General features: G+C 65.7%; 27 protein-coding genes. 10 read left to right on the top strand and 17 right to left on the bottom strand.

The annotated features are described in order from the left end of the window. From G8O29_RS05685 to G8O29_RS05650, 8 genes are all read right to left on the bottom strand, one after another. On the bottom strand, positions 1-963 hold the full coding sequence (locus tag G8O29_RS05685) for a PDR/VanB family oxidoreductase (protein WP_166402273.1): 963 nt from the start codon (positions 961-963) through the stop codon (positions 1-3). Then, entirely contained in the window at positions 960-1,586 is a 627-nt protein-coding gene (locus G8O29_RS05680) for a dimethylamine monooxygenase subunit DmmA family protein (RefSeq protein ID WP_166402272.1), read from the bottom strand. The genes G8O29_RS05685 and G8O29_RS05680 overlap by 4 nt, the downstream gene beginning before the upstream one ends. A gap of 55 nt (positions 1,587-1,641) precedes the next feature. Continuing rightward, positions 1,642-2,778, bottom strand: a complete 1,137-nt coding sequence (locus G8O29_RS05675) for an aminomethyl transferase family protein (protein ID WP_166402446.1) — start codon at positions 2,776-2,778, stop codon at positions 1,642-1,644. A 159-nt stretch (positions 2,779-2,937) separates the two neighbouring features. Beyond that, positions 2,938-4,701: a trimethylamine N-oxide permease gene (locus tag G8O29_RS05670; protein WP_166402271.1), complete on the bottom strand. Its 1,764-nt coding sequence runs from the start codon at positions 4,699-4,701 to the stop codon at positions 2,938-2,940. 347 nt (positions 4,702-5,048) lie between these two features. After that, positions 5,049-5,210, bottom strand: a complete 162-nt coding sequence (locus G8O29_RS05665) for a hypothetical protein (RefSeq protein WP_166402270.1) — start codon at positions 5,208-5,210, stop codon at positions 5,049-5,051. Between the two features lie 16 nt (positions 5,211-5,226). Further along, on the bottom strand, positions 5,227-6,618 hold the full coding sequence (locus G8O29_RS05660) for an ammonium transporter (RefSeq protein WP_166402269.1): 1,392 nt from the start codon (positions 6,616-6,618) through the stop codon (positions 5,227-5,229). 259 nt (positions 6,619-6,877) lie between these two features. Beyond that, on the bottom strand, positions 6,878-8,221 hold the full coding sequence (locus G8O29_RS05655; RefSeq protein ID WP_166402268.1) for a trimethylamine monooxygenase: 1,344 nt from the start codon (positions 8,219-8,221) through the stop codon (positions 6,878-6,880). A 180-nt stretch (positions 8,222-8,401) separates the two neighbouring features. Next, the gene (locus G8O29_RS05650; protein ID WP_166402267.1) at positions 8,402-8,815 is read right to left on the bottom strand and encodes a universal stress protein; all 414 of its coding nucleotides are present in this window, start codon (positions 8,813-8,815) and stop codon (positions 8,402-8,404) included. A gap of 109 nt (positions 8,816-8,924) precedes the next feature. On the opposite strand from G8O29_RS05650, the gene G8O29_RS05645 reads away from it, so the two are divergent. After that, on the top strand, positions 8,925-9,287 hold the full coding sequence (locus tag G8O29_RS05645; RefSeq protein ID WP_149076108.1) for a cupin domain-containing protein: 363 nt from the start codon (positions 8,925-8,927) through the stop codon (positions 9,285-9,287). Between the two features lie 254 nt (positions 9,288-9,541). Here G8O29_RS05645 and glnT read toward each other — a convergent pair whose 3' ends face one another. From glnT to G8O29_RS05625, 4 genes are all read right to left on the bottom strand, one after another. After that, a complete protein-coding gene (glnT, locus tag G8O29_RS05640; RefSeq protein WP_166402266.1) occupies positions 9,542-10,849 on the bottom strand; it encodes a type III glutamate--ammonia ligase in 1,308 nt (435 codons plus the stop codon). 47 nt (positions 10,850-10,896) lie between these two features. Further along, positions 10,897-12,225: an FMN-binding glutamate synthase family protein gene (locus tag G8O29_RS05635; RefSeq protein ID WP_166402265.1), complete on the bottom strand. Its 1,329-nt coding sequence runs from the start codon at positions 12,223-12,225 to the stop codon at positions 10,897-10,899. A 100-nt stretch (positions 12,226-12,325) separates the two neighbouring features. Continuing rightward, on the bottom strand, positions 12,326-13,015 hold the full coding sequence (locus G8O29_RS05630; RefSeq protein ID WP_166402264.1) for a GltB/FmdC/FwdC-like GXGXG domain-containing protein: 690 nt from the start codon (positions 13,013-13,015) through the stop codon (positions 12,326-12,328). Between the two features lie 4 nt (positions 13,016-13,019). Continuing rightward, a complete protein-coding gene (locus tag G8O29_RS05625) occupies positions 13,020-13,916 on the bottom strand; it encodes a class II glutamine amidotransferase (protein ID WP_166402263.1) in 897 nt (298 codons plus the stop codon). Positions 13,917-14,146: 230 nt separating this feature from the next. Here G8O29_RS05625 and G8O29_RS05620 point away from each other — a divergent pair, with 230 nt between their 5' ends. Genes G8O29_RS05620 through G8O29_RS05595 form a run of 6 tightly spaced genes read left to right on the top strand, consistent with a single transcriptional unit; the run spans position 14,147 to position 17,429 of the window. Further along, positions 14,147-14,446 carry a hypothetical protein gene (locus G8O29_RS05620; protein WP_242678917.1) on the top strand — a complete coding sequence of 100 codons (300 nt, stop codon included), beginning with the start codon at positions 14,147-14,149 and terminating at the stop codon, positions 14,444-14,446. Further along, positions 14,446-14,823 carry a hypothetical protein gene (locus G8O29_RS05615; RefSeq protein WP_166402262.1) on the top strand — a complete coding sequence of 126 codons (378 nt, stop codon included), beginning with the start codon at positions 14,446-14,448 and terminating at the stop codon, positions 14,821-14,823. Before G8O29_RS05620 ends, G8O29_RS05615 begins: the two co-directional genes overlap by 1 nt. 5 nt (positions 14,824-14,828) lie before the next feature. Then, the gene (locus G8O29_RS05610) at positions 14,829-15,014 is read left to right on the top strand and encodes a hypothetical protein (protein WP_166402444.1); all 186 of its coding nucleotides are present in this window, start codon (positions 14,829-14,831) and stop codon (positions 15,012-15,014) included. Beyond that, positions 15,007-16,443 (top strand): APC family permease, encoded by a 1,437-nt coding sequence (locus tag G8O29_RS05605; protein WP_242678915.1) that lies wholly within the window; start codon positions 15,007-15,009, stop codon positions 16,441-16,443. The genes G8O29_RS05610 and G8O29_RS05605 overlap by 8 nt, the downstream gene beginning before the upstream one ends. A 39-nt stretch (positions 16,444-16,482) precedes the next feature. Then, positions 16,483-17,157: a hypothetical protein gene (locus tag G8O29_RS05600; RefSeq protein WP_166402261.1), complete on the top strand. Its 675-nt coding sequence runs from the start codon at positions 16,483-16,485 to the stop codon at positions 17,155-17,157. Continuing rightward, positions 17,154-17,429, top strand: coding sequence for a hypothetical protein (locus G8O29_RS05595; RefSeq protein ID WP_166402260.1), 276 nt, complete (start codon positions 17,154-17,156; stop codon positions 17,427-17,429). The genes G8O29_RS05600 and G8O29_RS05595 overlap by 4 nt, the downstream gene beginning before the upstream one ends. A gap of 54 nt (positions 17,430-17,483) precedes the next feature. Here G8O29_RS05595 and G8O29_RS05590 read toward each other — a convergent pair whose 3' ends face one another. Both G8O29_RS05590 and hemF read right to left on the bottom strand, forming a co-directional pair. Continuing rightward, positions 17,484-17,837, bottom strand: coding sequence for a hypothetical protein (locus G8O29_RS05590; protein WP_166402259.1), 354 nt, complete (start codon positions 17,835-17,837; stop codon positions 17,484-17,486). 4 nt (positions 17,838-17,841) lie between these two features. Continuing rightward, entirely contained in the window at positions 17,842-18,702 is an 861-nt protein-coding gene (gene hemF, locus G8O29_RS05585; RefSeq protein ID WP_166402258.1) for an oxygen-dependent coproporphyrinogen oxidase, read from the bottom strand. A 76-nt stretch (positions 18,703-18,778) separates the two neighbouring features. Here hemF and G8O29_RS05580 point away from each other — a divergent pair, with 76 nt between their 5' ends. Beyond that, complete coding sequence (locus tag G8O29_RS05580) at positions 18,779-19,168, top strand: hypothetical protein (protein ID WP_166402257.1); 390 nt, start codon at positions 18,779-18,781, stop codon at positions 19,166-19,168. Here the strand turns inward: G8O29_RS05580 and G8O29_RS05575 are convergent, their stop codons facing one another. Genes G8O29_RS05575 through clpS form a run of 3 tightly spaced genes read right to left on the bottom strand, consistent with a single transcriptional unit; the run spans position 19,169 to position 21,335 of the window. Further along, entirely contained in the window at positions 19,169-19,981 is an 813-nt protein-coding gene (locus G8O29_RS05575) for an SDR family NAD(P)-dependent oxidoreductase (protein ID WP_166402256.1), read from the bottom strand. A 7-nt stretch (positions 19,982-19,988) separates the two neighbouring features. Beyond that, the gene (locus G8O29_RS05570) at positions 19,989-20,969 is read right to left on the bottom strand and encodes a class I SAM-dependent methyltransferase (RefSeq protein ID WP_166402255.1); all 981 of its coding nucleotides are present in this window, start codon (positions 20,967-20,969) and stop codon (positions 19,989-19,991) included. Between the two features lie 45 nt (positions 20,970-21,014). Continuing rightward, on the bottom strand, positions 21,015-21,335 hold the full coding sequence (gene clpS / locus G8O29_RS05565) for an ATP-dependent Clp protease adapter ClpS (RefSeq protein ID WP_166402442.1): 321 nt from the start codon (positions 21,333-21,335) through the stop codon (positions 21,015-21,017). A gap of 106 nt (positions 21,336-21,441) precedes the next feature. Here clpS and G8O29_RS05560 point away from each other — a divergent pair, with 106 nt between their 5' ends. Both G8O29_RS05560 and G8O29_RS18870 read left to right on the top strand, forming a co-directional pair. Next, entirely contained in the window at positions 21,442-22,137 is a 696-nt protein-coding gene (locus tag G8O29_RS05560) for an HAD family hydrolase (RefSeq protein WP_166402254.1), read from the top strand. A 244-nt stretch (positions 22,138-22,381) separates the two neighbouring features. Then, positions 22,382-24,352, top strand: coding sequence for a D-alanyl-D-alanine carboxypeptidase family protein (locus G8O29_RS18870; protein ID WP_207623675.1), 1,971 nt, complete (start codon positions 22,382-22,384; stop codon positions 24,350-24,352).

Raw genomic sequence — 24,352 nt, 5'->3', positions numbered from 1 at the left:
CTATCGGTCGATGACAAGGGTCTTGCCCTCAAAGCGGCTGACGCAGGGCATGATCTTGGTGTTGGCCGCCTGCTCTTCCGGCGTCAGCCAGTGGTCGCGGTGCAGGATGGTGCCGTCGCATTTCCGAACGACCGTTTCGCATTGCCCGCAGGCCCCGCCCCGGCAGAGGTAGGGCGCCTCCACTCCGGCGGCCTCCATCGCCTCCAGCAGGCTTTGCGTCGGGCCTACGGTGATCGTCTTGCCGCTGGCCGCGAGTTCCACGGTGAAGGGCAGGCCGGTGCCGGGGGCCAGGAATTCCTCGTGGTGCAGCGCCTGTTTCGGCCAGCCCATGGTTTCGGCGGTGGAGAGGACCCAAGTAATCATCCCCTTCGGCCCGCAGACGTAAAGATGCGTGCCGATCGGCTGATTTTCCAGCACCTTTTCCAGGTCGATCACCTGCTGCCGGTCGTCGAAGTAGCAATGCACCCGGTCGGGATGGGCCGAGGTCAGCCGGTCCATATAGGCCCCCAGCGCCTTTGACCGCGCCGCATAATGCAGCTCGAACCTGCCGCCGAAATGCGTCAGCTGCGCGATCTGCGCCAGGAACGGCGTGATCCCGATGCCGCCCGCGATCATCAGATGCTTCCGCGCCCGGTTATCCAGCGGGAACAGGTTGACGGGGTAGGACAGCGTCATCTCCATCCCCGGCACCACATGCCGGTGCATGTAAAGCGACCCGCCCCGGCCCTGATCGTCGCGCCGGACGCTGATCTCATAGCCCGACCGATCCTCGGGGTCGGACATGAGCGAATAAGGGTTCAGCCTGCGCGTGCCATGGTCGTCCATCTCGACCACGGTATGCGCCCCGCCCGAAAACGCGGGCAGCAGCGAGCCGTCCCGCGACACGAAGCGGAAGCGTTTGACCAGCTCGTTGACCTCCACCACCTCGGCCACGCGGACCTGAAGTTTCGCGCCGCCGCTCATTGGAACCTCACCACGCTTTCGGGCACCTGGCCGGGGTCTTCCGCGTCGATGCAGACCCCCATGAAGGCCGCGATCCGGCGCGAATAATGGTCGCGCACAAAGAGATTCAGCCCGCAATGGCTGCACTTGAACGGGTCGGTCGCCACGTTCTCGGTGATCCCCTTGCAGTGCACGCACTGCACCCGGCGCAGGGTGGATCCCCGGTGCTCCTTCTGGATGGACGCAAACGGAAAGCCCGTCGCCATGATCTCGCGTTCGGCCTGGCCGATCAGCCCCTCGGTCCCGGCCAGGTAGAACTGCGTGCCCATATGCGCATCCGCCAGCACCCGCACCAGACGCGGCAAGAGCGCCGGTAAGGTCGGCGCGCGGAAGAACTGCGCCGCGCCCAGCACCTCCAGTTGCGCCGAAAGATCCGTCCCCGTCGGGCCGGGGCAATACATCACATGCGACGCCGCCAGCATTCCAGAACGATCGTTCGTCTTGCCCAGCATCTCAACCACCGCCGCCGCGCCCTCGTCGTCGGCGACGATCACATGCAGCTTGCCCGGGCGCGGCTCCAGGGTCGCATAGACCGGGCGCGAGCGGATCGAGGGGGCATTCACCGGGGTCAGGTCTACTTTCACGGAGCCACTTCCCTTGGGTAGAACGGGGCCCACCGACCGGCAGGCCCCGAAAACATCAGTCCTTCGCCGTCCGACGCTTCTTCTCCACGTCATAGAAGGGCAGCGGCGCCGAGACCGCCTTCAGCGGCCCATGCGTGCCGCAACGCACCTCCAGCTCGGTGCCGTTGTTGGCGCAGTCCACGTCCAGCCGCGCAATCGCCACCACCCAGTCGTTCAGCGGCGAATACATCGGCTGCGTCACCACGCCGACCTTCCTGTCGCCCTTGTAGATCGGCGCGTTGCCCGGAACCTTCTTGTCCTCGAACTTCAGGCCCGAGATCTTGAAGCGTTCCTTGCCTTGCAGGCGGTAGTGCTCTTCCGCGCCGCGGAACCCGGTCTTGCCCTTGCTGACCGTCCAGTCGAGGCCCAGCTCCCACAGGGTGTCGCCCGGCCCCTCGTTCTCGAACGGATACATCTCGGAATTGTCGAAGGGATAGAACAGCAGATAAGACTCGGCCCGCAGCATGTCCAACGTGGTGAAGCGGCAGGGGATGATCCCCATGCTCGCGCCCTCTTCCAGGATGCGATCCCAGATTTCCACCGCGTCCTGGCCACGGCAGAAGATCTCGTACCCCCGCTCACCCGTATACCCCGTCCGCGACAGGGTGATCGGCTTGCCGAACAGCATCGCGGGCATATGGCCCATGTAGGGCAGTGCCCGCACGCCCGGGATATGCTTTTCCAGATAATCCACCGCCAGCGGGCCTTGCAGCGACAGGTCGTGCAGGTTGTCGTCGAAGCGGATCGAGACGTCGCGCCCCGTCGCCGCCATGGTCAGCTGCTCATGCCCCTGACCGGATCCATGCACCACCGTATAGCTGTTCGGGCCGAAGCGGTAGATGATGCAGTCGTCGATGAACTTGCCCGCGTCGTTCAGCATGCAGGCGTAAAGCGACTTGCCCGGCGCGATCTTCTCCGGGTCGCGCGTCGTCGCCCGGTCGATGATGTGGCTGGCGGCGTGGCCGGTGATATGCACCTTCTTCAGGCCCGACACGTCCATCAGCCCCGCCTTGGTGCGGATCGCCATGTATTCCGCATTCGGGTCGCCCTTGGAGTAGGACCAGGCCGTGCCCATCCCGCTCCAGTCCTCGAGGTTGGAGCCGAGCGCCCGATGCCGGTCCATCAGTGCCGAGAAACGCCAGGAATTCGTCATGCGCAGTCCCTCCCAGTGGGCTTTCATTTTCGCCGAGTGTCAGGCGATTCCCGCCAGAAAGCAATAATGAAGTGCAACAATCTTTCTTGGCAGAAAACATTCGCTCAAGAAAAAGGCCGCCCGTGCGGGGCGGCCTTTCCCGAGAATGGCTTACCCGGTTCAGGCAGGCAGGACGAAGAACCAGTTGGCCCAGAGAACGACCACGGCCCCGGCCGCCAGCGCCAGATAGGGCAGCATCCCAGCCCTCCTTTGGCCCATCTCGCCATAGGGCAGGCCCAGGTCCTCATAGGCTTCCTTCGGGAACTTGCCGCCGTCCACCAGATAGTGGCGATACCAGAACACCGGGAAGATGAAGGCCGCGAAGATCAGGCCGGACCACAGCGCGTTCTCGTAGCCCCAGACCTTTGCACCGGCGCCGAGGAACAGCGCATTGACGAAGGCAAGCACCGTGTTCAGCCCGATCAGCCAGGTCGGCGCCTTCCAGGGCCGCTCCATATGCGCGTTGTCGATGCGGTGGATCCAGCCGGCATTCAGGTTCAGGAAGTTGAACAGGATGTAGCCGACGTTCGAGATGGCGAGAACGTAGAAATACCCGCCCGCATCCGAGGCCAGCGCCAGCAGGAACACGTTGAAGGCCACGTCCGTCCACATCGCCCGGCGCGGCACGCCATGGTCGTTCAGCTTGGACAGGTAAACCGGCAGCCAGCCATCGCGCGAGCCCTGGTAGAGCGTCCGCGACGAGCCCGCCATCGCGGTCATGATCGCCAGGAACAGCGCCATGATCATCAGGATCACGAAGATCTGGGTGACGACCGGCCCGCCGCCGATCATGTTGCCCAGCGCCTCGCCGATCCCGGTGCCGTCCACGATTTCGGGGGCAAGCATCCCCTCTTGCCCCAGAACCCCCTGAAACGAGAAGGGGATCAGGAAGAAGAACACCATGCACAACAGGCCGGAATAGAAGATCGCCCGGAAGGTGTCGCGCTTGGGGTCCTTCAGCTCGCGGGTATAGCAGACCGCCGTCTCGAAGCCGTAGGTGGACCAGGCCGCGATGTAAAGGCCGCCCAGGACCAGCGTCCAGCCGCCCAGGTTCCATTCCCCGTCCACGCCGGAATAGGCCGCCGTGGGGGGGACGATGTTGGTGACGTTCATCCAGTCGATCGCCCCGGTCAGCAGCGGCACCAGGCCCACGAGCAAGAGCGGCGTCAGCACGATGATCGCCAGCCATTTCTGCGCATTGGCCGTGTTGGCGATGCCGCGCTCCTGGATCGCCAGGATCAGCAGCATCAGGATCACGCCGATGATGAAGGTCGAGTTGAAATGCAGCGTGCCGAGGCCCGGGATGGAGATCTGGAACGCCTCGTAGACCCGGAACCAGGGCGTCAGCGCGCTGACCGCATCGGCCGAGGCCACGGCCTCGATCGCCGCCTCTGCCGTCACCCCGGCATTGTCGGCCATGTACTGCACGACCGACGGCGTCTCGGCGGTATAGTTCGCCAGGTTCGCCGTCACCCAGTCCAGCACCGGCTGGCTGTCCGCCAGCGGGATCGGGAACAGCGCGTTCAGGATATAGCCCGCCGCGATGGCGCAGCCGAGCGACAGCACGGGCGTCCAGGCGAACCAGTTGCACCAGACCGACAGGGGCGCGATCAGCTTGCCATAGCGCAGCCAGGCCGTCGCGCCGTAAACGCTCGTCCCGCCCGACTTGTTGCCGAACATCCCCGCCATCTCGGCATAGGTGAAGCTTTGCAGGAACCCCATCACCATCGAGACGATCCAGACCACGAAGGCAACCTTGCCCGTCGTCCCCGCGATCCCGCCGATGGAGAACAGCACCAGGGGCGGAACCCCCGCCGCAACCCAGAAGGCGCCCTTCCACGTCAACGCCCGGACCATCTGGCCCGATCCAGTTTCAGTCGTCATTCCCTCACTCCTGTTGGACGGGGCGAACCGAAGCCAGTATCCTGAGGCTGGCAAGAAACGGGGCCGGTCCGCACCGCGATGGATGGCTTATCGGATGAGATGTGAACTTTCGCCGCAGTGGCCCGGAGGCTTCTCCTTGATCCGTCGCCGTTTCATCCTGGTCAGAGCGCCTTGCGTCCGAGACCAGTTGCCGCAAAAGTAAGCATGGAACATGGCGTTTGGCGAGAAGAATTTTATCAGGGCGAAAATTTGTTTCCCCGACACCGCATTCATTCGCAGAGAAGCCGGAACGCGCAGGGGCTCCGGTTGACCGGAGCCCCTGTATCAGTCTGTCGTGCTGCGCCCGGTCAGCCGGACTTGCGGTAGGCGGCCTTTTCGTGGCGCGCCCCCAAGACCAGCGCCGCCACGCACAGTGCTATCGAAAGGGCCAGCCAGAGCGCTTCACTGCCCATGCCGGCGTAATAGGCGCCCTCGACCGCGTCCCAGCCGGTGATGTCGGTTCCGATCATATCCGTTCTCCTTTCGTCATTGCGCCGGGGTCACCGGCCCGCGTGCCGGTTCGCCCAGGATTTCGGGATAGGCGACGGCCGGAACCTTCACCTTGTCGAGGCCCAGCAGCTCGGCCTCTTTCGGCACGCGCAAGAGGCCGAACCGCTTCAGCAGCAGCGAGACCGCATAGCCCGGCACGAAACCCAGCAGCACCATCACCACCGCGCCGCCCAGCTGGCCAACCAGCGTGATCACCGGCGCGCCGTCTGAGGTCAGCGCCGGATAGCCGCTGGCGAAGATGCCCACGGCCAGCACGCCCCAGACCCCGACCACCCCGTGCAGCGCCACCGCACCCACCGCGTCGTCGATCCGCCGCCGTTCGACATAGCGCGAGGCCAGCGGCATGATGACGCCCCCGATGGCGGCGATGACGAAGGCCATCGGCGGCCAGTAGAGGTCCAGCCCCGCCGCGACCGAGATGATCCCACCCAGCGCGCCGGACATCATCCAGAATGGATCATGCGTCATCACCCAGGCCGCGATCGCGCCTCCGGCAAAGCCCATCAGGATGTTGAAGGTCATCGCCGACAGGGTGACGGGGGTGCCGTAGATGGTGGCAAAGATGCCCGTGCCCCAGGACCAGGGCTCTCCCGGAAAGATGACGCAGGCCATCAGAAAGCCCCAGAAGCCCGCGATGATCAGCATGAGGCCCACCAGCGTCGCCGGCAGCGAATGGCCGGGGATCGAATTGGCCGTCCCGTCCGGGTTGAACTTGCCCACCCGCGCGCCGAGGTTGATCAGAACCCCCAGCGTGAAGAAGCCCGCGATGGCATGCACCACGCCCGAGGCGCCGAAATCGTGGTAGCCGAGGCTTGTCACCAGCCAGCCGTCCGCATGCCAGCCCCAGGCCGCGCCCAGGATCCAGACGAAGCTGCCCAGCACGATGGCAAGGATCGTGAAGCCGACAATCTGGATCCGCTCGATCAGGCTGCCGGACATGATGCTGGCGGTGGTGGCCGCGAACATCGCGAAGGCGCCGAAGAAGACGCCGGTCGCGCTGTCGGCCACGCTTGGCCCCATGACCGACCCGACGGGGCTTGCCGCGCCCACCGCATAGTCCCAGCCCGAGATCCCGGCCGGCCCCGGCGATGTGCTGAACCCGGTCGGGAAGGCCCAGTAGATGAACCAGCCCGCATAGTAGAAGGTCGGGATGATGAAGGCGAAGGCGAGGATGTTCTTGATTCCCGAAGCCAGCGCATTCTTGGCGCGCGAGGCTCCCATCTCGTAGGACAGGAACCCGGCGTGGATCAGCACCATCAACGGGATGGTGACGTAGTAGAATGTTTCGGCGGCGGTCCGGTTCAAGCCTGCCGTCGCGTCCTTCACTGCGGCAAGCTCCGCCGCAAGGGCGGCAATCTGTTCTTCCATGTTGTCTCTCCCCAGCTGGTCCGCTTCCCCCTGTTCGACCGGAGGATTTGCGCCCAGCCTAGACGCAGCAAGTCGCGCCCCGACCCAGAAATTGTCGCGTGCGGCAACTTTCTTTCAAGACAAGGGCGGCATTCGATGTTTCATGGTCAATCGCTACGCTTTCCGGCCGGGATCTGCGTGAAAATTCGGCACAGTCTGTCTTGCGGAAAGCAAAGGCCCCGGACGATGCCGGGGCCTTCGCGCCTTGCCGACGGTCAGGTCAGTTGCGCAGATAGCTTTCCATCGAATCCTCCAGCGCGTCCTTCCAGGGCGTGTGGTGGACCGGCGCCATCGTGCCGGTGATGACCGACTTGTAGGCGTTGTCGCGGAAGGCCATGATGTCCTGCTTCTTGTGCTCTTTCCATTCGAAGAAGGCCTCGCAGGCGCCGTCCACGTCGAAGGAGGGATAGTCCGTCTCGGCGATCAGCTCCTTCACGTAGTCGCCCTGATAGTGGATCGCGTCATGGGCATCCTTGCCCGCATCCTCGGCCGCGACCCGGTCCTCGACATCCTTCAGCAGCACTGCCTTGTCCTCGGGGATCCTGATCTTGCCCATGATCGCGTCGCGCACCCACCAGGCCTGGGCGTCGAACATGTTGAAGGTGAACCACTGGTCCTGCATCCCGATGTAGAACAGCTTCGGGTTGTGGACCCAGACCACCCCCTTGTACAGGTCCGCCGTCGCCAGCCGGTTCGCCGTCTTCAGCCGCAGGTCATCGGGCAGGAAGGGGAAATGGTGCTTGTAGCCGGTGCACAGGATGATCGCATCCACCTTCTTCGAGCTTCCGTCCGCGAAATAGGCGGTGGTCTCGTCCACCCGCTCCAGCTTTGGCACTTCCTTGAAGTTCTCCGGCCAGTTGTAGCCCATCGGCGCGTGACGATAAGCCACGGTCACCGACTTGGCGCCGTATTTCCAGCACTGGCTGCCGATGTCCTCGGCCGAATAGCTGGAGCCCAGAAGCAGGATGTCCTTGCCCGCGAATTCGCGCGCGTCGCGGAAATCGTGGGCGTGCAGGACGCGGCCGTTGAACTTGTCGAAACCGGGGTATTCCGGGACGTTCGGCACGCTGAAGTGGCCGGTGGCCACGACCACGTTGTCGAACTCCTCGGAATACATCCGGTCGTCAATCAGGTCATGCGCTGTGACGGTGAAGTTGCCCTTGTCCGCATTGTAGTTGACCATGCGGATCGTGGTCGAGAAGCGGATCCAGTCGCGCACGCCCGCCTTCTTCACCCGGCCCTCGATATAGTCGAACAGCACGGCGCGCGGCGGGTAGCTGGCGATCTGCTTGCCGAAATGCTCCTCGAAGGAATAGTCGGCGAATTCCAGCCCCTCTTTCGGGCCGTTCGACCACAGATAGCGATACATGCTGCAATGCACCGGCTCGCCGTGTTCATCCAGGCCCGTGCGCCAGGTGTAATTCCAAAGGCCCCCCCAGTTCGACTGCTTCTCGAAACAGACGACCTCGGGGATGTCCTCGCCCTTCGCTTTCGCCGACTGGAACGCGCGCAGCTGCGCAAGGCCGGACGGCCCCGCTCCGATGACGGCAACTCTTTTCTTCATGGTCAACCTCCGCATGCTGGATTCGTGGCGGCCACAGGGGCGCCGGTTTTTGGTAAGCCTAGGGGCAATTTTGCGCCTGTGTCAAATCTTCTTCCTGCCGGTAAACAAGACGGACCCCGGCACGCGGGGCGCCGGGGTCGGGACTTGCAACCCTTGCACGAAGTTTATGCAGATGCGGTGTCAGCGGGCAATGGTCACGGTGCAATGCGCGCGGGAGGCGACTTCGCCGGCCACCGAGCCCAGCACCAGCCGCTGCAATCCGCGCTTGTCGCCGGTGCCCATGACGATGTGGGTGTAGCCGTTCTGCTCGGCATAGGCGATGATCGCCGGGGCGGCCTCGCGGGCGACGACTTCCAGCGTGCCCACATCCGTCGCACCTTCGGCTTTCGCCAGGGCCTCGGCATCGGCCAGTAGTTTCTGAACCTCCTCCGGCCTCCAGTGGCTGATCGTCGGGCCGCGCATGCCGCCATGGGCGATGTTGACCGCGCAGATCGTCAGATGGGCACCGGTCGCCTTGGCGAATTCCGCCGCAAGCAGGACGCCCGTTGTCGCGTGATCGGACCCGTCGGTCGGGCAGAGAATCTTGCTGGTCATCGGTCTTCCCCTTGTGATTGTCCTCGGGATTCATCAATCATCAAAGCGTCGCCTGAGCCTTGACCTGGGTCAAGAAATTTCACCTTCAGGCAAAAGAACGGAGCCCGCGATGCAGCCCATCGACCCGAAGGACCGCCGGATCGCCAACATCCATCAGGCCAGCTTCACGCCGTTCGTCTACCCGGACGGCGTGGCGCTGGGGGATGCGGTGCTGCAACTGGACGACGACCGCCCGCTTGGAACCGGCTTTCACATCTACCGGATGCCCCCCGGCATGACGACGCGCGGGCATCGCCACAACGGGCACGAACAGTTCCTGATCCTGGAAGGCGAACTGATCGAAAGCGACGGCACCGTGCTGCGCGCAGGCGACATGGTGTTCTACCGCGACGGGACGGAACACAATTCCCACACTCCGACCGGCTGCCTGCTGGCCGTCCACATCGCCGCGCCGGAGACGCCGCTGGAATGACCGGGGCCTTCTCGTGCGCCTTCGGCTTCTCGTCGGTGGGCCCGCGAGGAGGGACGAAGTCGCCGACGAGCTCCTCCGTTGCGCAGAAGAAAAGCCCCGGATCGCTCCGGGGCAAGTCGGGGGCTCAGGTCAGGCAAGCCAAGTCGCTGGGCAGGGGCGAAGCCGCGCCGCCAGGGTCTTAACCGTTGGTAAATGCCCACAGGCAACCCATTGATTTCGCTGGCCTCGAAAACCGCGCCACGCGCGGCGCGCCCTCAGATATCCAGCGTCGTCTGGGTCTCCCAGGCCGAGAAATGGGAACAGTAGTCGTTCCATTCCTTGTGCTTCAGCTTCAGGTAGGCCGCGCTGAACTCTTCACCCATCATCGCCTTCAGGGTGCGGTCCCGGTCATACGCCCGCAGCGCGTCCAGCAGGTTCAAGGGCAGCTTCGGCGCCCCCTTCACCTTCCAGCCCTCGGCATACATGTCGATGTCGTGCCGCTTGCCCGGATCCGCCTTGGTCCGCATCCCGTCCAGCCCGGCCGCCAGGATCACCGCCTGCATCAGGTAGGGGTTGGCCGCCCCATCAGGCAGCCGCAGCTCGAACCGCCCCGGCCCCGGCACGCGGACCATGTGGGTCCGGTTGTTGCCGGTCCAGGTCACGGTGTTCGGCGCCCAGGTCGCGCCCGAGGTCGTCCGCGGCGCATTGATCCGCTTGTAGCTGTTCACCGTGGGATTGGTGATCGCCGCCAGCGCCGAGGCGTGCTTCATGATCCCGCCCAGGAAGTGCCGCCCCTGATCCGACAGGCCCAGCTCCTTCTTCGGATCGGCAAAGGCGTTCTTCCTGCCGTCCAGCGACCAGACCGAGATATGCGCGTGGCAGCCCGAGCCGGTCAGCCCCTTGAAGGGCTTGGGCATGAAGGTGGCGCGGAAGCCGTGTTTTTCGGCCACCGACTTGACCATGAACTTGAAGAAGGAATGCTTGTCCGCCGTGGCCAGCACGTCATCGTATTTCCAGTTCATCTCGAACTGGCCGATCGCGTCCTCGTGGTCGTTCTGGTAGGGCTCCCAGCCCAGCTCCAGCATGTAGTCGCAGATTTCCGAGATCACGTCATAGCGCCGCATCACCGCCTGCTGGTCGTAGCAGGGCTTCTCGGCGGTGTCGTAGATGTCGGACGGCCCCGAGCCGTCGGCGTTCAGGATGAAGAACTCGGGCTCCACCCCGGTCTTGACCCGCAGCCCCTCTTTCGCGGCCTCGCCGACCAGGCGTTCCAGCACGTTGCGCGGGGCCTGATCGACGAGCTTCTCCTCCATCGTCGCGCGGGCGGCGACCCAGGCGACCTCTTTCTTCCATGGCAGCTGGATCACGCTGTCGGGGTCCGGCACCGCCATCAGGTCGGGATGCGCGGGCGTCAGGTCCAGCCAGGTCGCGAAGCCCGCGAAGCCCGCCCCTTCCACCGCCATGTCATTGATCGCCTGCGTCGGCACCAGTTTCGCGCGCTGCCCACCGAACAGGTCGGTGTAGGAGATCATGAAATACTTGACGCCCTTTTCCCTGGCCCATTTGGCAAGGTCTTTCGCCATCTTGTCGCTCCCTGGTCTTTTCTATCGTTGATGTGGAAACGGCGGCCTTACCAGCCGCCGTTCCGTCCCGGTATCCAGTTGGTGCCTGCCAGCGGAACCCCCGCCATCGCCGCCGCCTCGATGGTCAGCGAGACCAGATCCTCGGGTTCCAGATTGTGCAGGTGGCTCTTGCCGCAGGCCCGCGCGATGGTCTGCGCTTCCAGCGTCATTACCTTGAGGTAGTTCTTCAGCCTGCGCCCGCCGAGGATGGGATCGAAGCGCGAATAGAGCTCGGGGTCCTGCGTGGTGATCCCGGCCGGGTCGCGGCCTTCGTGCCAGTCGTCATAGGCATCCGCCGTGGTGCCGAGCTTGCGGTATTCCTCCTCCCATTTCGGGTCGTTGTCGCCCAGTGCGATCAGCGCGGCCGTGCCGATGGCCACGGCATCCGCGCCCAGGGCCAGCGCCTTGGCCACATCCGCGCCCGACCGGATCCCGCCCGAGACGATCAGCTGCACCTTGCGGTGCATCCCAAGGTCCTGAAGCGCCTTCACCGCCTGCGGAATGCAGGCCAGGATCGGCATGCCCACATGTTCGATGAACACATCCTGCGTTGCCGCCGTGCCGCCCTGCATCCCGTCCACCACCACCACATCCGCGCCCGCCTTCACGGCCAGGGCGGTATCGTAATAGGGCCGCGCGCCGCCGACCTTCACATAGATCGGCTTTTCCCAGTCGGTGATCTCGCGCAGTTCGAGGATCTTGATCTCCAGATCGTCCGGCCCGGTCCAGTCCGGGTGACGGCAGGCCGAGCGCTGGTCGATCCCCTTGGGCAGGTTGCGCATCTGCGCCACGCGGTCGGAGATCTTCTGGCCCAGCAGCATCCCCCCGCCGCCGGGCTTGGCGCCCTGGCCGACCACGACCTCGATCGCGTCCGCCCGACGCAGGTCGTCGGGGTTCATGCCGTAGCGGCTGGGCAGATACTGATAGACCAGCGTCCTGGAATGGCCGCGTTCCTCCTCGGTCATGCCGCCGTCGCCGGTGGTGGTCGAGGTGCCGGCGGCGGTCGCGCCCCGGCCCAGGGCCTCTTTCGCCGGGCCGGACAGCGCGCCGAAGCTCATCCCGGCGATGGTGATCGGGATTTCCAGGTGGATCGGGTTCTTCGCAAAGCGGGTGCCGAGCCAGACATCGGTCGCGCATTTCTCGCGGTAGCCTTCCAGCGGGTAGCGGCTGATCGAGGCGCCGAGGAACAGAAGGTCATCGAAGTGCGGCAGGTGCCGTTTCGTGCCGCCGCCGCGGATGTCGTAGATGCCAGAGGCGGCCGCGCGGCGGATTTCGGCGTTCACCGCGGGGGTGAACGTGGCCGAGAAACGGGGCGGGGTACGGGGAAGATCGGTCATTCGGCACCTGTCGCGGCGGTTGGGTTGGGGCAAGAGTTTTCGAAAACTCTTGCAAATCTTTTCGAAAAGATTTGCGGCCTGCTGAGAGAACGGTTGCGCATCAGTAGCTCGATGCGTTGTCGATGTTGAAATTGTACAGTTTCCGGGCGCTGCCGTAGCGCCTGAACTCTTCGGGCCTGGCCTTGCCGTCCGCCTCGCCGCGCTTCAGAAGGTCGGCGAGCAGCGCGAGGTGTTCCGGCCGCATCTCCTTCTCGATGCAGTCGGCACCCAGCGACTTGACCTTGCCGCGCACGAAGATCCGCGCCTCGTAGAGCGAGTCGCCCAGCGACTCGCCCGCGTCGCCCAGCACCACAAGGTTCCCCGACTGCGCCATGAAGGCCGACATGTGGCCGATGTTGCCGTGCACCACGATGTCGATGCCCTTCATCGAGATGCCGCAGCGGCTGGAGGCATTGCCCTTGATGACCAGAAGGCCGCCACGGCCCGTGGCCCCGGCATACTGGCTGGCGTCGCCGTCGATGATGACGGTGCCGCTCATCATGTTTTCGGCCACGCCGGGGCCCGCCGAGCCCTTGATGCGGATCGTCGCCTGCTTGTTCATCCCCGCGCAGTAATAGCCGGTGGAGCCGCGCACCGTGATGTCCACCGGCGCGTCCACCCCGGCGGCGATCGCGTGGGCGCCCTTGGGATTGATGACCTCCCATGCCGTCATGTTGGTCTGGCCCTTCAGGGCGTGCAGCGAGGAATTGAGCGCGCGGAGGCCCTCGCGTTCAAGGTCGAAGGTCTGCATTCTCTCAACGCTCCCAGAAATAGACAGTGGCGGGTTCCGGTTCCCAGACGCGGGCGTCCTCGATCCCCGGCAGGTTGACCAGCGCCCGGTATTCGCTGCCGAAGGCGACATACTGGTCGGTTTCGGCCATCACGGCGGGCTTGCAGGCGATGGGGTCGCGCACGACGCCGAAGCCGTTCCGGGTGCCGACCACGAAGGTGAAGAAGCCGTCGAGATCGGTCAGCGTCGCCTCCAGCGCCCTGCCCAGATCCTCGCCTTCCTTCAGTTTCTGGCTGACATAGGCGGCGGCGACCTCGGTGTCGTTCTGGGTCTCGAAGGTCATGCCCTTGCGGATCAGCTCGCGCCGGACGCCGTTGTGGTTCGACAGGCTGCCGTTGTGGACAAGGCACTGGTCCGCGCCGGTGGAAAACGGGTGCGCGCCCATCGTGGTCACGGCCGATTCGGTGGCCATGCGGGTATGGCCGATGCCATGGGTGCCCCTCATCTTCGACAGATCGAACCGGGCGGCCACGTCCTTGGGCAGGCCGACTTCCTTGAAGATCTCGATGCAATCCCCCGTGCTCATCACCTTCACGCCAGGGCGCAGATGCGCAAGCGCCGAGCGGGCGGCCTCCATCTGGTCGAGCGGCACTTCCAGCACCGCATGGGTGGACTTGACCTTCATGGTCACGGGCTGGCCGAGGGCCTCATGCAGATCGCCGTCCAGGTCCTTGAAATCCTTCGCCGGGTCCGCCGACTGGATCGTCAGCTTGCCCAACCCGTCCTTCGCCCCGCTGTAGATCGCGATGCCCGCGCTGTCGGGGCCGCGGTCGGTCATGGTGATCAGCATGTCCGTCAGCATGGCACCGAGCTGCGGTTCCAGCTTCGGGTCCTTCAGGAACAGGCCAACGATGCCGCACATGGTGAGTCTCCTTCACATGGTTGAAATGACGCTAGCACCGCTTTTTCCGCCTATCAACTGGTAAGAAACAATTTTCACCGGCCGGGAAAATCGCTGCGCAAGGATTGGGCATGTGCGGTTTTTCTTGACAGATTGTCGCAGGTGCCTTTCCCTGTGGAAAACAAATTTTCCGTGCGGGGAAACGTCGGGTCCGCGTTGCACGGAGAAGCCAAGCGCCCAAGGGAGGTAGTATGGGAGACCTTAATCAGCGGATCGAGGCGATGCACAAACGCGACGTGCTGGTGGCATGGGCGTTCGTGGTCGGCCTCTGGTTTGCCGTGATCTTCGTTGCCATAGCGACCTGGGACCTTGCGCCGACGGGAGGGGCGCGAACCCTGCTGTTGATCGGCGGCACCATCGTCCTGATCTTCAACACTGCGGCCATCCTGGCGATGCTGCGGCACTACCGCGAGGACCGCGACTTCATGTACGGCCTCGACATCAAGTTCCTCGACGAATCCCGAGGACTGAAGACCGGGGGGAGGCGCTGATGGCACATTACCAACCTCCGAAACAGGGCAAGGCCAGCCAGCTGATCGATGTGGTGGTGCTGGTCGTGATGACCATCGGCGCCTTGTTCGTGCCGCTTTGGCTGAACATGGCGGGTGCCGCAAAGTCGGTGACCAACCCCGCCACCGAGGCGACCTGGGAGGCCCTGGGCCAGAACGCCGCGCAGGCCGCGAAATACGAGGCGCTGGGCTATACGCCCGAGACCGCGCATGACCTGATCCTTGCGCGGTTCGACTACAGCTTCTCGGTCGCGGCGCTGCTGACGATGGTTGCAGTCATCCTGCTTTACTACTTCCTGATCCTGCGGTTTTCCGAAGTGGAATACCGCGAGGTCATCTCGGAAAAATTCGGGGAGTGACCGACATGGACCTGTGGAACTGGCTTGAATACGGCGCCTGGGGGCTTTCGGCCCTGTTGGGGCTGCACATGGCCTTCGACTGGCTGAAGACCGACTCGACCTATTCGGAAGAGGTTCTGACCTCCTCGCGCGAGGGCGAGATCGAGGCCCTGGCCGAACAGCACAAGGCCGGAGGCGCACATCATGGCTGACGTGGACATCACCTCGCAGACCATGGACGGCATGGGGCCGCATGGCACCAAGGTGGGCCTCTTGCGCGTGCTTGGCCCGGCCCATGTCTGGGCGCTGGGGGTCGGCATCGTGCTGGTCGGCGAATACATGGGCTGGAACTTTTCGGTCGGCAAGGGCGGCGCCTATGCCGCGCTGATCGCCTGCTGGTTCGCGGGGATCCTCTATTCCTGCGTCGCCATGATCGATTCCGAAGTGACCTCCACGGTCGCTTCCGCAGGCGGGCAATATACCCAGGCCAAGCACATCATCGGGCCGCTGATGGCGTTCAACGTCGGCCTCTACCTCGTCTTCGCCTATACGATGCTGGAGGCGGCGAACGCGATCACCGCGGGTTACCTCTTCTCGGTCGTGGCCTCGATGACCGGGCACGAGGGCGAACTTGACCAGCGGCCCTTCATCATCCTGGTCATCATGTTCCTGGCCTGGCTGAACTATCGCGGCGTGCTGGCGACGCTGACCTTCAACCTCGTCATCACCGCCGTGGCCTTCTGCGCCATCATCGTCCTGTTCCTGTCCACCAGCGGCGTCCTCGGCGGCGGGATCATGGATCATGCCAACCTGTTCGAGGGCCACGAACTGCCCTATGGCTGGATCGGCGTGCTGGCGGCCATGCACTTCGGCCTCTGGTATTACCTGGGCATCGAGGGGACCACGCAGGCGGCCGAGGAAGTCCGCTCTCCCGCCCGCGCGCTGCCGTTCGGCACGCTGGCCGGGATCATGACGCTGCTGATCGCGGCCACGCTGACATGGTATGTCTGCTCGGGCATCCTGCCCTGGGAATATCTGGGCGACGGCGTGGACGGGGCGGTGGCCCCGCTGTTCGACGCCGCGCGGCTTTCGGGATCGACCGGCCTTGTCTGGCTTCTGGGCTTCGGCACGCTCTTCGCCACCCTCGCCTCTGCCAACGGCTGCATCAACGACGCCAGCCGCGCCTGGTTCGCCATGGGCCGCGACAAGTATCTGCCCGGCTGGTTCGGCGCGGTGCATCCGCGCTATCGCACCCCCTACCGGGCCATCGTCTTCCTGGTGCCCATCGCGCTGATCTTCGCCCTTGGCGCGCCGCTGGATCAGGTCATCACCTTCTCGATCCTGTCGGGGCTCCTCGGCTACACCTTCATGCCGCTGAACATCATCCTGTTCCGCCGCAAGTGGCCGCTGGAGACGATCAAGCGCGGCTATGAGCACCCGTTCCACCCGGTGCCCGCGATCACGCTGCTCACGCTGTGCGGCGTGACCTTCTTCGCGGTGTTCCTGGGTTACGGTACGCAGCTGGTGGCGATGATCGGCTTCTACATCGTGGTGTCCTTGTGGTTCCACTTCTGGCGCTACCGCTTCGTGAACCGGGGGGCGCAGTTCACCATGCCCTGGCCGAAACCGCGCGGCTATTGAAAGACAGCGGCCCGTCCCGGAAGGGGCGGGCCTTTTGCCATGTCCCCTCTCCTCCCCCCTGGTCTTGCCCTCGCCGCCCTCGGCCTCTGGCTGGCGTTCCGCCTGATCCGCGAAAGCCGCGCCCGCACGCAAAGCCGCGCCGCCTATTTCGACGCCGTGAAGCCCCTGTTCGATGGCGGCGAAAGCCAGATGCAACCCACCGGCTTTCCCCGCATGACCGGTCGCCGCGCGGGTCTTGCCTTCGACCTTCAGGCGATCCCCGACACGCTGACCTTCCGCAAGCTGCCTGCGCTTTGGGTCATGGTGACGCTTGTCGAACCCCTGCCGCTGGAGGCCACGCTGGACCTCATGGCGCGCCCCTCGGGCAACGAGCCCTTCACCAGGTTCGCCACCCTGCCCCAGTCGCTGCCTACCCCGCCGGGGTTGCCGGGAGAGATCGCCATCCACAGCGATGACGCGAGGCGCATCCCAACGCCGGACCTGATCGCGCGCCATGCCGACCTGTTCCAGGACCCCCGTGTCAAGGAACTGGTCCTGTCCCCCAGGGGCCTGCGCATCGTGATCCTGGCCGAAGAGGCCGACCGCGGCCGCTATCTGATCTTCCGCGAGGCCGAGATGGGGCGCACCCCTCTTTCCCCCGCGCGGCTGGAGCCGCTGCTCGACAGGCTGGCCGCGATCCGCAAGGATGTGCTGGCCCTGAAGGACCCCAGATGAAACAGCCGCCGAACCCCTACCTCGTCCTGGTCGTGGCGATCCTCCTGCCGGGCGTCGGTCAGGTCCTGAACCGCCAGCCGGTGCGCGGGCTGATCTTCGTCTGCTTTGCGATCCTGCTGGGGGCCTTCACCCTCAAGACCGCCGCCCCGGAGGTGTCCTTCGTGGGGAAGATTGCGGGCGGCCTGTTCGTCTGGGCGATGGCGGTGCTGGATGCCTACAAGACCGCACGCATCCGCCACGCGGTGTGGAGCCATTCACACCAGAAGCCGTAAGAGGGCAAATTCCTTCGAAGGAATTTGCAAAAGTCTTCGAAGACTTTTGGCCTTCTATTCCCGCCACAGCGCCCCGAGCATTCCGTGCAAAGCCGCCAGCGCTTCGGCCCCGTCCTCGCAGCCCGGCCCGACCTTGACCGCCACCGTCGCCGCAAACCCGAAGGCCGCGCGCTTGCCCTCGCGGATCGTCACCTCGAAGCCCTTCGGCCCCGCGACCACGCTTTCGATGGCATCCTCGGCCCCGAAGGTCTCGTCGCTCGCCTCGAACCAGACCGGTCCGCCGCCCACCGGCTGCCGGAACAGCACATAGCCATCCGCCTCATCCTCGCCCGCTGCGAAGCCGACGAACAGCATCCCCTCGTCCTCGACGACGGACCCATAGGCCGCCTTCACCGTGATGTCGGCCATTGCCTCAGTACCACTTGGCCACGGGCGGCAGGCTCATCAGAACCGCGTTTGCATCGTGCCCGGTTTCCAGCCCGAACTTCGTCCCCCGGTCATAGACCAGGTTGTATTCGGCATAGAGCCCACGGTGCTGCAACTGCACCTCGCGGTCGGCCTCGGTCCAGGGCGTCTGGACCCGGCGTTCGGTCACGGGCAGGAAGGCGGGCAGGAAGGCCTCGCCCACGGACCGGGTGAAGGCGAAGTCGCGGTGCCAGTCGCCGGTGTTCAGATCGTCATAGAAGATCCCGCCCACGCCCCGCGCCCGGCCGCGATGCGGGATGAAGAAATACTCGTCCGCCCAGGCCTTGAACTTCGGGTAGTAATCGGGGGAATGCGCATCGCAGGCCTTCTTCATCTCGGCATGGAAATGCGCGGTGTCCTCGGCATATTCGATGCAGGGGTTGAGGTCGGACCCGCCACCGAACCACCAGGCGCCGGGGGTCCAGAACATCCGGGTGTTCATGTGGACCGCCGGCGCATGCGGGTTCTGCATATGGGCAACGAGGCTGATGCCGCTGGCCCAGAAGCGCGGATCGCTGTCCATGCCGGGCACGCCACGCGCGGCCATCGCGCGCTGCGCCTTTTCGCCCAGCACCCCGTGCACCTCGGACCAGTTGACGCCCACCTTCTCGAATACCGCGCCGCCGCGCATCACGCTCATGATCCCGCCGCCGCCATCGGCGCGGCTGGTCGGCGTCACCTCGAAGCGGCCCGGCTTGCCGGTCGCAAACCTGTCCTCCAGCCCCTCGAAGGCCGCCACGATGCGGTCGCGCAGGGTCCGGAACCAGGCGGCGGCGACGGCGTTGCGGCTGTCAAAGGGATCGGTCATGATCTGGTCCTCGGATGTTGGCGCCCGCATGCCTAGCATCCCCGCGCGCCGCTTTCCACCGTTCCCGGAGGCCAGGATGAAACGGCTTACCATCCTTGCACTTGCCGCCCTTGCGGCCTGCGGCACCCCGCAGGAACAATGCATCAGCCGCAACACGCGCGACCTGCGCACCGTGGACCGGCTGATCCAGGAGGCGGAGGGCAACCTTGCGCGCGGCTATGCCTTCGAGACAGTGACGGTCTACGAGACCTACTGGACGACCTGCGAACGGCCCGCGCGCGAGGGCCAGCCGGCCCCGCCGCCGCGGCCCTGCCTGGACGAACGGCCCGTCACCCGCCAGCAGCCCAAGGCCATCGACCTGAAGGAAGAGGCGCGCAAGCTGGACAGCCTGAAGGAAAAGCGGAAGGAGCTTGCCCGGCAGGCCGAAAAGGTGATCGCCGCCTGCAAGGCGCAATACCCCGAATGATCAGTGCGCGGGGGCGCCGACGACATCGACAAGCCCCCGCCCGCCGTCCACCGTCAGCACCTGTCCGGTGACGAAGCCCGCGGCGTCCGAGGCGAGGAACTGCACCGCCTCGGCCAGTTCCGCCGGGGCCGCGATCCGGCCCAGCGGCGTCGCCCCGGCGATCTGGTCGCGATAGCCGGGATTTTCCTTCAGCGCAGCCTGGAGACTGGCGCTCATCACGCTGCCGAAGGCCACGGCATTCACCCGGATCCCCTTCGGCGCCAGCGCCACCGCCAGCGAGCGCGTCATCTGGTTCATCGCCGCCGCGGCCATGGAATAGCCCAGAAGCTCGGGCCGCGTGGCCTGGGCGGTGATCGACGAGAGGTTGATGATCGAGCCCAGCATCGCGCCCTCCTCGATCTCGGACCGCTGGGCGTGCTGGATCATCCGCCGGGCGGTGATCTGCGAGATGCGCAGCGCCGACAGGACATTGTAGCGCCACAGCTCCTCGACCCCGTCGGCCTCGGGGTTCAGGACGTCCGAGACCATCATCCGCCGGCTGGCATTGACCAGGATGTCCACGCGGTCGAAGGCGTCGATTGTGGCGGACAAGAGGTTGGCGATGGTCAGCTTCTCGGTCAGGTCGCCCGCGAACATGCGGACCGGCCCCTCGGCCCGGGCCTCTTCGCCGATCTCGGCTTCCAGCCGGGCCTCGTCGATGTCGGCGAACATCACGTTCGCCCCCTTGTCCACCAGATGCCGGGCGATGGCGAGCCCGATACCCGCGGCCGAGCCGGTGACGATGGCGGTCTTGCCGGAGACGGAAAAGGACATGGGACCTCTAGGCTTTGGCCCTGCGGGGCCTGGTGGCATGGATCACGCGAAAGCCGCTGTCGCCGGGCAGATCCTCGACGGTCAGGAAGCAGTCCGACAACACGGCATCGTAAGGCAGATGGCGGTTGGCGACCAACCAGAGCTCTCCGTTCTGGGCAAGCATCCGCCCGGCGGCGCGGATGAAGGCGGCGCCAAGGGCCGGGTCGGCCGCGCGGCCAGAGTGGAAGGGCGGGTTCATCACCACCAGGTCCAAGAGCGTCTCGGGCCGCCAGGTCGTGGCATCTGCCCAATGGAACCGCGCGCGGGGATCGGTGATGTTCACGCGGGCGCAATCCAGCGCGTCGGCTTCGGCCTCGACCAGGTCCAGCCGCCTGACGCCCGGGCGCTTCAGGATCTCGGCCGCCAGGAACCCCCAGCCGGCCCCGAGGTCGGCGACCTTGCCCGAAAGCCTGGCCGGCAGGGCCGCGGCCAGCAGGACCGACCCCCGGTCCGGCCCGTCCGCCGAGAAGATGCCGGGCAGCGTCTGGAAACCCTGGACCCGATGCAGGGTTGCCCGCCAGTCCGACAGGTCCACCCCGGCCGCGAACGAGGCCAGCTTGCCATGCGCCTTGGACAGGGCTTCGGACAGGTCCACCCGCCCGCGCAGGTCCTTCAGCGCGGTGTCGATCCCGTCGGTCTTCTGGCCATCGACCGCGATCCAGCCGCCGGGCGCCACCTCGGCCGCGGCCCGGGCGATCAGCGCCCGCGCCGCCTCGCGCGAGCGGGGCAGGCAGACGAGCGCGGCCGCATAGGGCGGCGCGGGTGCGACCGAGCATTGCGCGGCGAAATGGTCGCGGTCGGGCCGGAAGCCGGTCAGCACCGTCACGCGGTCCAGCGGCAGGGCAGAGAGGTCGTCGCCCATGCGGGGACGATAGACGGCGATGCGACCTTCGGACGGAAGGGCCAGCGCGCCGCTGTCCAGCGCCATGTCAAGCCGGGCGGATCGCATGAGCGGGGGCCTAGGCCCCCCGGCCCCTTATGCCGGGGCGACGGATCATTCCTTTTCCATCGTGCATTGCAGCGGATGCTGGTGGCGGCGGGCAAAGTCCATCACCTGGGCGACCTTGGTCTCGGCCACCTCGAAGCTGAACACGCCCACGACCGCCAGGCCCTTCTTGTGCACGGTCAGCATGATCTCGAAGGCCTGGGCGTGGCTGAGGCCGAAGAATCGTTCCAGCACATGCACCACGAACTCCATCGGCGTGTAATCGTCGTTCAGAAGCAGCACCTTGTACAAGGGCGGGCGCTGCGTCTTCGCCTTCGGCTTGGTCAGAAGCGAGGTGTCATGCCCCGGGCCATCCGTCTTGTCGGACATGGTGATCTGACGGAAGGACACGGCCATCGGGCTCCGGCTACGGGATTCGGGGTTGCACTTGATGTCGGAAATATAGCCTCTTTTGCCGCAGGGAAAAGAGGTGCCCATGCTGACCACGATCGGCTTCGACGCAGACGACACGCTTTGGCAGAACGAAAGCTATTTCCGGCTGACGCAGGACCGCTTTCTGGAACGGCTGGCCGACCATGCCGACCCCGACCACCTGGTCGAGCGCCTGACCGCGGCCGAACGCCGGAACCTGGCCTATTACGGCTTCGGCGTGAAGGGCTTCACCCTGTCGATGATCGAGACCGCGATCGAGGTGACCGAGGGCCGTGTTCCCGCAAGCGTCATCGGCGAGCTTGTCGCGCTGGGGCGCGAACTGCTGGAACATCCGATGGAGCTTTTGCCGCATGTGCGCTCCACCGTCGCCGCGCTGGCGGAGGACTACCGGCTGGTCCTGATCACCAAGGGCGACCTTCTGCACCAGGAACGCAAGCTGGCGCAGTCCGGCCTGGGCGATCTGTTCGACGGGGTCGAGATCGTCTCGGACAAGACCGAAGCGACCTACCGGCGGGCCTTTGCCCGGCACGGGACCGGGGCCGACCAGGCGATGATGGTGGGGAACTCGCTGAAATCCGACGTGATCCCGGCGCTTCAGGCCGGCTCCTGGGGGGTGCATGTGCCGGCCGAGACGGAATGGTCGTTCGAAGCCGCGCCCGAACCGACCGGCCATCGCCGGTTCCACAGGGTCAGGGACCTTGGGGATCTGCCGAATCTGGTGCGAAGCCTGCGTCCGTGACCCCATAAGTCGGTCGCCTGTCCCTTGCTGCCCCAAGATGTGCCCCTGCGGGCGCCAGGTGCTGCTTTGCTGCAACGACTTGAACTCTGTCCTGAAACCCTTTGGAATTTTTGGGTTTTCGCATTCCACTTCCTGTGCTAGCCTTCCGTTCGAGGCAGAATTCGGCACCGGAAAATCCGGGCCAGACAGGCAAAGGGTGGGCGAGGTGACATCGCTTCTCGGGCGGATTTTTCGCGCTTTCTTGATGTTTTTTGTCGTCAGCACGGTCGTGGTGGCGTTCCCCCTGAAGGCCGCCCCTTTCGCGGCCATCGTGATGGATGGCCGGACGGGCGAGATCCTTTACGAGAAGAACGCCTATGCAAGGCTGCATCCGGCCTCGCTGACCAAGATGATGACGCTTTACATCGCCTTCCAGGAGATCGAGGCGGGGCGTCTGTCGCTGGACACGATGGTCACGGTGTCGAAATACGCGGCCTCGCAGCCGCCCTCGCGGCTGGGGTTGAAGCCCGGCCAGCGGATCTCGATGCGCCATCTGATCCGCGCGGCGGCGATCAAGTCGGCCAATGACGCGGCCTCCGCCATCGGCGACCACATCAGCGGCGACCATGAGGCCTTCGCCAAGCGCATGACCCGCACCGCGCGGCAGCTGGGCATGAACAACACCACCTTCCGCAACGCGAACGGGCTGACGGCCGAGGGCCACCTGTCCACCGCCCATGACATGAACGTGCTGGGCCGGCATCTGTTCTACGACTTCCCGCAGTATTACCACATCTTCTCGCGCCGGACGGCGGATGCCGGGATCGCGACCGTGACCAACACGAATTCGCGCTTTCTGGACAGCTACGAGGGCGCGGACGGGATCAAGACCGGCTTCACCAGCCCGGCGGGCTTCAACCTGACGGCCTCGGCCCGGCGCGGCAACAAGCACATCATCGCCACCATCTTCGGCGGCACCTCTTCGGCGGCCCGCAACGCCAAGATGGCCGAACTGATGGACATCGGCTTCGGCAAGGCGCGCAACGGGGTGAAGGAGCAGCCTCCGAAGGTTGCCCCGATCGAGGACGCGCTGGTGGCTTCGCTGGACACCGCGATCGACGAGATCGACGCCGTGGGCGGGGCGGGCAAGACGGTGCGCGTCTCGGGCGAGGTGCGGAAATCGCCGCGTCCGAAGGCACGACCGGCCGTGCCGGTGGTGCCGGATGCGGTGGCGGTGGCCATGGCGCAGGGGATCGAGGGGGCGCTGGCCGAGGCCACGGCAGAACCGGCCCCGGAAGGCACGCTGGACTTCCAGGCGCAGGCCATGGCAGCGGCGGAACAGGCGACCGAGGCACCGATGGCGCTGGCCGAGGCCGCCCCCGCGGCCGAAGCGCTGCCGGAGACGCTGATCGCCGCTGCCGTCGAAGAAGCGGCCGTCCCTGTGGTCGCGCCGGAGCCGGGCACCCTTGAGGCCCAGGCCATGGCGCTTGCGGCCCCGGCGGCCGGGACGCTGCTGGCCGAAGCGGCGCCGGAGATGCCCGTCGCCTCCGCCTCCGAGGCGCTGGCCGATCCGGCCCTTGCGGCGTTCAAGCCGAAGGCGCGACCCGAACCCTCAACGACCACCGACATCGCGGCGGCCGAACCCGAACCCGAACCCGAAGCCGGGGCGCCGGTCGCGCCGGTGGCCGAGGTGACCGCCGAAACCATGGCGCCCGGGATCGTCCTGGCCGAGGCCGGGCCTGCGCTTGAGGTCACCCATCCCGGACCGGACGCTGCGGCCGAAGGGCCCGCCGCCCTTCTGGCGGACGTGACCGCCGTCGAGACCGTCGCAGGGGCCGCGGCCATGGCGCCTGCGGCACTGGCGGCAGACCTGGCACCGAACGGGGCCGCATCGGTCATGCCCAAGCGGCAGGCCCCGATCTTCGAACGGCCCCAGACCGCCGAAGTGCAGCAGGAGCCGCGGCCGACCGAAGAGGTGGTGGTGGTGATGTCCACCTCGGGCGGGCGTCACTTCGGGGTGAATGTCGGCGAATATTCCTCGCGCTACGAGGCGGATCGGGCGCTGCTGAAGACCGCGCTGGCCGAAAGCGCCACGTTGAACGAGGGGAACCGCCGGGCGATCCAGTCGGGCGGCAAGTGGCGGGCCAGCTTCATGGGATTGACCGAAGAGCAGGCGCAGCTGGCCTGCCGTCGCCTGATGGCCCGGGCGATTCCCTGCGAAACGGTGGGAGGCTGA

This window comes from Rhodobacter calidifons (assembly GCF_011174775.1).
GTDB lineage: Bacteria > Pseudomonadota > Alphaproteobacteria > Rhodobacterales > Rhodobacteraceae > Tabrizicola > Tabrizicola calidifons.
This window is presented reverse-complemented; position numbering and strand designations above follow the sequence as displayed.

What these genes read in the sequence shown, in the direction of transcription:
- G8O29_RS05610 (WP_166402444.1), top strand. Translation starts at nt 14,829, where the DNA reads ATGGACCTGTGGAACTGGCTTGAATACGGCGCCTGGGGGCTTTCGGCC.
- G8O29_RS05575 (WP_166402256.1), bottom strand. Translation starts at nt 19,981, where the DNA reads ATGTCCTTTTCCGTCTCCGGCAAGACCGCCATCGTCACCGGCTCGGCC.
- G8O29_RS18870 (WP_207623675.1), top strand. Translation starts at nt 22,382, where the DNA reads ATGTTTTTTGTCGTCAGCACGGTCGTGGTGGCGTTCCCCCTGAAGGCC.
- G8O29_RS05645 (WP_149076108.1), top strand. Translation starts at nt 8,925, where the DNA reads ATGCAGCCCATCGACCCGAAGGACCGCCGGATCGCCAACATCCATCAG.
- G8O29_RS05660 (WP_166402269.1), bottom strand. Translation starts at nt 6,618, where the DNA reads ATGGAAGAACAGATTGCCGCCCTTGCGGCGGAGCTTGCCGCAGTGAAG.
- G8O29_RS05590 (WP_166402259.1), bottom strand. Translation starts at nt 17,837, where the DNA reads ATGGCCGACATCACGGTGAAGGCGGCCTATGGGTCCGTCGTCGAGGAC.
- G8O29_RS05685 (WP_166402273.1), bottom strand. Translation starts at nt 963, where the DNA reads ATGAGCGGCGGCGCGAAACTTCAGGTCCGCGTGGCCGAGGTGGTGGAG.
- G8O29_RS05570 (WP_166402255.1), bottom strand. Translation starts at nt 20,969, where the DNA reads ATGCGATCCGCCCGGCTTGACATGGCGCTGGACAGCGGCGCGCTGGCC.
- G8O29_RS05650 (WP_166402267.1), bottom strand. Translation starts at nt 8,815, where the DNA reads ATGACCAGCAAGATTCTCTGCCCGACCGACGGGTCCGATCACGCGACA.
- G8O29_RS05600 (WP_166402261.1), top strand. Translation starts at nt 16,483, where the DNA reads ATGTCCCCTCTCCTCCCCCCTGGTCTTGCCCTCGCCGCCCTCGGCCTC.
- G8O29_RS05615 (WP_166402262.1), top strand. Translation starts at nt 14,446, where the DNA reads ATGGCACATTACCAACCTCCGAAACAGGGCAAGGCCAGCCAGCTGATC.
- G8O29_RS05630 (WP_166402264.1), bottom strand. Translation starts at nt 13,015, where the DNA reads ATGCAGACCTTCGACCTTGAACGCGAGGGCCTCCGCGCGCTCAATTCC.
- G8O29_RS05665 (WP_166402270.1), bottom strand. Translation starts at nt 5,210, where the DNA reads ATGATCGGAACCGACATCACCGGCTGGGACGCGGTCGAGGGCGCCTAT.
- G8O29_RS05620 (WP_242678917.1), top strand. Translation starts at nt 14,147, where the DNA reads ATGGGAGACCTTAATCAGCGGATCGAGGCGATGCACAAACGCGACGTG.
- G8O29_RS05580 (WP_166402257.1), top strand. Translation starts at nt 18,779, where the DNA reads ATGAAACGGCTTACCATCCTTGCACTTGCCGCCCTTGCGGCCTGCGGC.
- G8O29_RS05560 (WP_166402254.1), top strand. Translation starts at nt 21,442, where the DNA reads ATGCTGACCACGATCGGCTTCGACGCAGACGACACGCTTTGGCAGAAC.
- hemF (WP_166402258.1), bottom strand. Translation starts at nt 18,702, where the DNA reads ATGACCGATCCCTTTGACAGCCGCAACGCCGTCGCCGCCGCCTGGTTC.
- G8O29_RS05605 (WP_242678915.1), top strand. Translation starts at nt 15,007, where the DNA reads ATGGCTGACGTGGACATCACCTCGCAGACCATGGACGGCATGGGGCCG.
- clpS (WP_166402442.1), bottom strand. Translation starts at nt 21,335, where the DNA reads ATGTCCGACAAGACGGATGGCCCGGGGCATGACACCTCGCTTCTGACC.
- G8O29_RS05625 (WP_166402263.1), bottom strand. Translation starts at nt 13,916, where the DNA reads ATGTGCGGCATCGTTGGCCTGTTCCTGAAGGACCCGAAGCTGGAACCG.
- G8O29_RS05635 (WP_166402265.1), bottom strand. Translation starts at nt 12,225, where the DNA reads ATGACCGATCTTCCCCGTACCCCGCCCCGTTTCTCGGCCACGTTCACC.
- G8O29_RS05675 (WP_166402446.1), bottom strand. Translation starts at nt 2,778, where the DNA reads ATGACGAATTCCTGGCGTTTCTCGGCACTGATGGACCGGCATCGGGCG.
- G8O29_RS05655 (WP_166402268.1), bottom strand. Translation starts at nt 8,221, where the DNA reads ATGAAGAAAAGAGTTGCCGTCATCGGAGCGGGGCCGTCCGGCCTTGCG.
- G8O29_RS05670 (WP_166402271.1), bottom strand. Translation starts at nt 4,701, where the DNA reads ATGACGACTGAAACTGGATCGGGCCAGATGGTCCGGGCGTTGACGTGG.
- G8O29_RS05595 (WP_166402260.1), top strand. Translation starts at nt 17,154, where the DNA reads ATGAAACAGCCGCCGAACCCCTACCTCGTCCTGGTCGTGGCGATCCTC.
- glnT (WP_166402266.1), bottom strand. Translation starts at nt 10,849, where the DNA reads ATGGCGAAAGACCTTGCCAAATGGGCCAGGGAAAAGGGCGTCAAGTAT.